The 6,006-nt window shown below is 74.2% G+C and carries 6 protein-coding genes; 2 read left to right on the top strand and 4 right to left on the bottom strand.

The genetic code is table 11. The features are described from left to right. Positions 1–63: 63 nt before the first annotated feature. Complete coding sequence (locus ACFU7Y_RS09450) at positions 64–1,143, bottom strand: LuxR C-terminal-related transcriptional regulator (RefSeq protein WP_380767163.1); 1,080 nt, start codon at positions 1,141–1,143, stop codon at positions 64–66. A gap of 150 nt (positions 1,144–1,293) precedes the next feature. On the opposite strand from ACFU7Y_RS09450, the gene ACFU7Y_RS09445 reads away from it, so the two are divergent. Continuing rightward, on the top strand, positions 1,294–2,052 hold the full coding sequence (locus ACFU7Y_RS09445) for a LuxR C-terminal-related transcriptional regulator (protein WP_380767161.1): 759 nt from the start codon (positions 1,294–1,296) through the stop codon (positions 2,050–2,052). Between the two features lie 184 nt (positions 2,053–2,236). After that, a complete protein-coding gene (locus tag ACFU7Y_RS09440; protein WP_263455518.1) occupies positions 2,237–3,220 on the top strand; it encodes an alpha/beta hydrolase family protein in 984 nt (327 codons plus the stop codon). A gap of 189 nt (positions 3,221–3,409) precedes the next feature. Here the strand turns inward: ACFU7Y_RS09440 and ACFU7Y_RS09435 are convergent, their stop codons facing one another. The 3 genes from ACFU7Y_RS09435 to ACFU7Y_RS09425 form a co-directional block, all read right to left on the bottom strand. Beyond that, positions 3,410–3,622, bottom strand: a complete 213-nt coding sequence (locus ACFU7Y_RS09435) for a hypothetical protein (protein WP_224283598.1) — start codon at positions 3,620–3,622, stop codon at positions 3,410–3,412. 180 nt (positions 3,623–3,802) lie between these two features. Next, on the bottom strand, positions 3,803–4,603 hold the full coding sequence (locus ACFU7Y_RS09430; protein ID WP_224283599.1) for a metal-dependent hydrolase: 801 nt from the start codon (positions 4,601–4,603) through the stop codon (positions 3,803–3,805). A 291-nt stretch (positions 4,604–4,894) separates the two neighbouring features. Beyond that, positions 4,895–5,716 (bottom strand): lipase family protein, encoded by an 822-nt coding sequence (locus ACFU7Y_RS09425; RefSeq protein ID WP_224283600.1) that lies wholly within the window; start codon positions 5,714–5,716, stop codon positions 4,895–4,897. Between the last annotated feature and the right edge of the window lie 290 nt (positions 5,717–6,006).

Genomic DNA, 6,006 nt, shown 5'->3' with positions numbered 1-6,006 from the left:
CGTCGGTCCCATCCCGACGGGCACCCGCCCTTCCGCACCCGGCGGACGGCACGGCGACCCGCCTCAGCGCGGCACCGGGACGTCCGCAGGGACGTCCACAGGGACGGTCAGCCCCTCGCGCTCGGCCAGCACCCCGGCCTGGAACCGGCTCTGCGCCCCGAGCCGCGCCAGCAGGTCGGCGACGTGGCGCCGGCAGGTGCGGGTCGACATGCCCAGCCGCCGGGCGATCGTGTCGTCCTTCTCCCCCGCGGCGAGCAGCAGGGCGATCACGTCCGAGACGTCGCGGGTCACCGTGCGGGCCGCGGTCGGCGCGGTGTCGTACGGCACGGCCTGGCCCCACTCGTGTTCGAAGAGCCGGACGAAGTGCGCCACCAGCGCCGGTTCCCGGACCATCAGCGCCCCGCCGGTGGCGCGCCGGGCCGGTACGAAGGCCGTGGTCCGGTCCACCACGACCAGCTTGGCCGGCACCTCGGCGCGGGTGCGGATCTCCGCCCCTTCGGCGATGACCAGCTCCGCGTAGGAGCGGGTGGGCGGGTCGAACCGGGTCAGGTGCTGGTACACGCTCCGCAGCCGGACGCCCCGTTCCAGCATGCCCAGGTCCCGGGGCAGCAACTCGGCCAGGGCCGCCTCCGGGTGCCCGCCGCCCGGCCGGATCGCCAGCACCTCCTCCTTCGCGGCGCCCACCACGGAGTCGAGGGCCGAGCGGAGGACGTACGCGTCCTCCAGCAGCCGGACCGAAGCGTCCGAGCCGCCGCCCTGCGACTGGTACACCGGCGCCAGCGAGGCCACCTCCGCGCGCAGCCTGGCCAGTTCCGCCTGCCGGCGGCCCAGCTCGGCCTCCTCCAGGCGCAGCCGTGCCTCCTCCTGCCCGGTCAGCCGCGCGGCGGCCGCCTCCGGCCCGACCGTCGCGTAGCAGCCCCGTTCGGCGCCCGGACGCCGGACCAGCAGGCAGAGCGCCGCCAGCAGGTCGACGGCCCGGCGGCACCGCGCCTCGGTGAGCCCGAGATCGCCGGCCATCCGCGCCGGGTCGGCCGGCTCGACCCGCCGCTGCCGCACCGCCCACTCGTAGACCAGCCGCGTCTCGTGATCGAGCAGGGCCTCCCGCCCCGACGGCCGGATCGTGTCCGTGTTCACCGGATTCATCCACCCCTCCTCAGTCGGCCATTCATCTTCCTGACCCCCTTCGGCCCTTGGCCGCCGCCGCGAACTGTGACGACTATCGGACAACCGCTCCGGAGACCTGTCGTTCACCGGACGCGTCGTCAACCGCCACCTGCTGTCAAGAGGACCGCCATGAGAGAACGTGGAACCGCCCGGGTCGCGTTCACCGCACCCACCCCGGCGGACCCCGGAACCGTGCGTGCCGTGGTCGGCGACCGGCTGCGGCGGGCCCGCCGGGAGGTCCTCCTCTGCTGCCCCGGCGGCGACCCGACCGCGGCGGCGCTGGCCGAGCTGGTGCCGGCCGAAGTGCCGCGCACCGAGCCCGCACCGCGCACCCGGATCGTCCGGCAGCACCCGGCCCGCTTCCACCTGCCCGCCCAGCGCCAGGCCCTGGCCGCGGCGCGGGCCGGCGCCGAGGTGCGGACCACCGGCGAGAGCTACGGTCCGCTGCTGGTCATCGACCGGGAGAGCGCGTTCCTGGCGGAGCGGGGGCGGCCCGACGGGCTGGTGCTGGTGACGCAACCGTCCGTGGTGGGCCACCTGGCCGACTCCTTCGAGACGCTCTGGCACCGGGGAGCGGCCTTCCGCAGCGGGCCGGCCGCCGCCCGCGCCGTCTCCGACGAGCTCCGCACCGTGATCCTGCGGCTGCTCGCCGACGGGCTGAAGGACGAGACCATAGCCCGCCGGCTCGGGCTGTCGCTGCGCAACTGCCGTCGGCACATCGCCGGCCTGTACAGCACGCTGGGCGCCGACAGCCGCTTCCAAGCGGGCGTGCTGGCGGAGCGCCACGGCCTCACCGGGAACGCGACGGCGGCCGCCGGCGAGCCACGGCAGACCTCCCGGGACGTCGCACAGAACAACGACCTCGCCAGACTCCCGTTCGAACACTAACCAGTTTCGGACACTCCTGGCCCGCGTTCCGGACAGGCCGTCCGATCCTCGTGAACGGCGCTTTTCCCGCACCCCACCCTGGAGTCGCCGGGCGGCCGAGCGCAGGACGGCCTCGGAGCCGCCCAAGTCCGTTGCAGTGCACCGCACTTCACCGATCGCTCGCCGCCCCGACCAGGAGGTCGTCTTGAGCATCAACCGCCCCACCCGGAGGAACGTCCTGAAGGCCGCCGGCGGCCTCTCGGCAGCACTGTCGCTCGGCGGCGCGAGCGTCCTCGCGACCGCCTCGGCGGCCCACGCGGCCGGCGACGGCTTCGGGCTGCACATCGCGGACCACAACGAGGCCGACGCCCGGATGTGGTACTACCGCTTCGCGACCAACGAGATCGGCTGGCAGCCCGCCGTCAACGTGCTGCTCCCCGACGACTACCACACCAGCGGGCGCACCTACCCCGTCCTCTACCTGCTCCACGGCGGCCTCCAGGACTTCATCGAGTTCGACCGCCAGGGCGTCCGCGACTGGACCGCCGGCAAGCCGCTGATCGTCGTGATGCCCGACGGCGGGCAGGCCGGCTGGTACTCCAACCCGGTCAGCACCAACGTCGGCCCCCGGAACTGGGAGAGCTTCCACCTCAACCAGCTGGTCCCGTGGATCGACGCCAACTTCCGCACCTACGCCGAGTACGACGGCCGGGCCGTCGCCGGCTTCTCCATGGGCGGGTTCGGCGCCCTGAAGTACGCGGCCAAGTACTGGGGCCACTTCGCCTCGGTGAGCTCCCACTCCGGCCCGGCCAGCCTGCGCCGCGACAGCGGCGCGGTCGTACACTGGGCCAACGTCTCCGCCGCGGTCAAGGACCTGGCCGGCGGCACGATCTACGGCGCGCCGCTGTGGGACCAGGCCAGGGTCACCGCCGACAACCCGGTCGAACGCCTGGACAGCTACCGGAACAAGCGGATCTTCCTGGTCGCCGGCACCAACCCCGACCCGACCAACCCCTTCGACCAGTTCAACGAAACGGAAGTGCTCGCCGGCCAGCGGGAGTTCCGCGCCCTGCTCGACAACGCGGGCATCCCGTACGAGGCCCACGAGGAGCCGGGCGGCCACATCATCCGCGACTACATGTTCAGGCGTGACATCGACGGCATCATCGACCGGCTCCGCAAGGCGTAGCGCGGGCGCACGCCGCCGCGCTCGCCGGGGTGGTGGTGGCGGCCTCCGCCGCTCCGGCGGTCGGGGTGGTCCGGCTCTCCGACCGGACCGCCCCGCCACGGCCTGCTCGCGGCACGTCGAGCGGGCCGGCGCCCCGCCCGGATGGTTGCGTCCCCGGTGCTTCCCGGGCCCGCCCCGACTGCTTCCCGACTACTTCCCGACCAGGACCCGGCCGATGAGCCCGCTCAGCGCACGGGGTGCCGGGCGCCGGGCCGTCCACAGGGCCCGGGTGCCGCGCCCGGGGAAGGCCCACGCGCGTCCGCGCGCCAGGGCGCGGTCCATCGGTTCCAGCACCTTCTCCGGACTCAACCCCAGTCGTGGACCGAGCAGTTCAGGGGTTTCGCGACGGATGCGCGACAGCATCGGGGTCTCCACGGCGGGCGGGCAGACGCACAGCACCCGGATGCCCTCGGCACGGTGTTCGGCCGCGACGATCTCGGCCAGGACGTGGACCGCGGCCCGGAGGCCGAGCCTCCCGCGCGCCGACCGGCTCCTACCCAGCCGACGGCGCCCCAACTCTCGCCGAGCGGGCGGACATTGACGTCAGCCGTTGCCGAAGAAACCGAGCGCGCCCGCCGCGCAGACCCCGCCGGCCCCCATGAAGACGGGCGTCAGCACCTTGATCTCCACCCAGCTGCCGGCCCGGAACCGCATGCCCTTCGGCGGCCCGACCGGATACCAGCGCCGGCGCCCGACGGGGATCGGCCACAGCACCGGGCAGCCCGAGACGGTCAGCGCGTCGCCCAGGCAGTGCACCAGCGCGCCGAGCGCGATCGGCAGCCCGATCCAGAGGTACTCCTGCCCGGGCTCCTCGAACAGCCACTGTGAACCGTTGCCGGGCTTGTCGAGGACCTCCGCGAGCATCCACGCGCTGGTCGCCCCCAGCAGCCACACCAGGACGTCGCTGGAGACCCGGGCATGCCGCCACAGCAGGCCCTCGATGGCCAGCACCATGTGCACGAACAGCACCATCAGCACGCCCCAGCGGCCGCCGTACACGGCCACCGCCGCGGCGCCCGCCCCGCACAGCACCGCCCAGGGCCAGGTGTGCGTCAGCGTCCGGTGGCCGCCCGAGCGCCGCGGGTCACCCTTGCCCCGGGTGGCCTTGTACACGGCGTACGAGAGGTTGTCGATCACTTCACAGAGCGCCCGGGACACCGGCCCGAACGCCCTGGATATCGTCGCCGCCTTGTGGTCCAGGTCCGGCGCCAGGGCTGCCCCCGCACAGATCAGCGCCCCCGCGAGCAGGACCGGCCAGGGCATCGGCTCCCCCATCCCGGCCGCCACCGCACCCACCCCCAGCCACGCGGTCGCACCCGACAGCGAATGCGCCGGTCCCATCATGTCCGTACACCACCGATCCTCATCAGCTCCGTCCTCACCGTGAGGACCTGACATCCCGGCAGCCTATCCGTCCAAGATCACCGGCCGGGCGCCTCGCCCGGCCCGGCACCCCCCGCCCCCGGCCACAGCCGACCGAATACCGACCGCGGCGTCTCCGTCTCCCGCGCGAAGGGCCCGTCGGTGAAAGGGACTTCGCCCGCGGCGCCGCAGCATCGGATCCGCCCTCACGGCGGACGGCTGCCGACCTGCGGCGCCGCCGACGCTTGCTCCGGCGCGTCCGGCGCCCCGTTGTCAGGCGAGGCTCTTCTCCAGCGCGGCGAGGTAACTGCGCATCAGGTGGTCGCGGACACCCTCGCCGTCCGGGGAGAAGGCGGCGGTGCTCAGGCCCCCGGCCCGGTCGGTCAGCGCGGAGACCAGCCCGACCCTCTCCTGGACGCGGCCCGCGGAGTCGATGTGGCGCAGCGCTTCGACATGGGTGAAGGCGGGCTCCGGGGGCAGCTCGGGGACGATGTCGTTGCCGTGGACGAACCGGAAGGTGCGCCCCTTCAGGCCCTTGTCGTAGGCGGCGGCCAGCAGCCGGTCGCAGGTCCGGGGCTGGCCGAAGGTGTAGACGCCGTCGACCGCCAGGCGCGGGTCCTCCAGGTCGAGCCGGGCGGCGACGAGCATGGCGAGGGCGCCGCCGAGGCTGTGGCCGGTGAACCAGACGGTCTGGCCGTTGGTCCGCAGGCCGGAGACGGCCTCGGCGACATCGGGGAAGACGGATTCGAGGGCCTCGGCGAAGCCGTAGTGGACGTAGCCCGTCCGGGCGGGGCCCGGCCAGGGCGGGGTGGAGGCGTCGGTGAGCCAGTCGCGGATCTGTGCGGGTTCGGTGCCGCGGAACGCGGTGACGATCATGTTGTCGCCGGCCATGGTGTAGGCCTGGGTGTCCTGGAGCGGGAACGGCGGGGTGAACCGGGTCTGGTGGTGGCGCACGGCGTCGAAGCCCCAGCCGCGGGCCTGCTCCTCGATGGTGGCCTCGTCCTTGTAGGCGAGGTCGGCGGCCTTGGCCAGCCAGTAGGCGTGCGGGAGGCTGTATCCGGTGACGTGCTGGTCGAAGGTGGTCGGTACGGCCATGGGGGGCGCTCCTGTCGGGTCGACGGTCGACGGCTGGTCTGTCCCGGAGCCCGGTCGGCGCCCACCGAAGGGGGCGTGCCGTGACGCCCCGGTGACCAAGGGTGACGCTACCGCCCGGGCGGTTCGTGGGCGACCGGGCCACCGCCGCCCGTCCGACCTCGCCGCGCGACCCCGCTCACCACCGTCCTCCACGGACTCGTCGCCGCCCCTCGCACCGCCCGGCCCCGGCCCTGACGCCCGCCCCGCCGCCGGTGGCCTCCGGCGCCCGCGGGCGTCGGCCGGTCGCCGTC

The sequence above is a fragment of the Kitasatospora sp. NPDC057542 genome (assembly GCF_042801945.1).
Lineage (GTDB): Bacteria > Actinomycetota > Actinomycetes > Streptomycetales > Streptomycetaceae > Kitasatospora.
The sequence above is the reverse complement of the archived record's forward strand: the minus strand, read 5'-3'. Positions and strand labels throughout refer to the sequence as shown.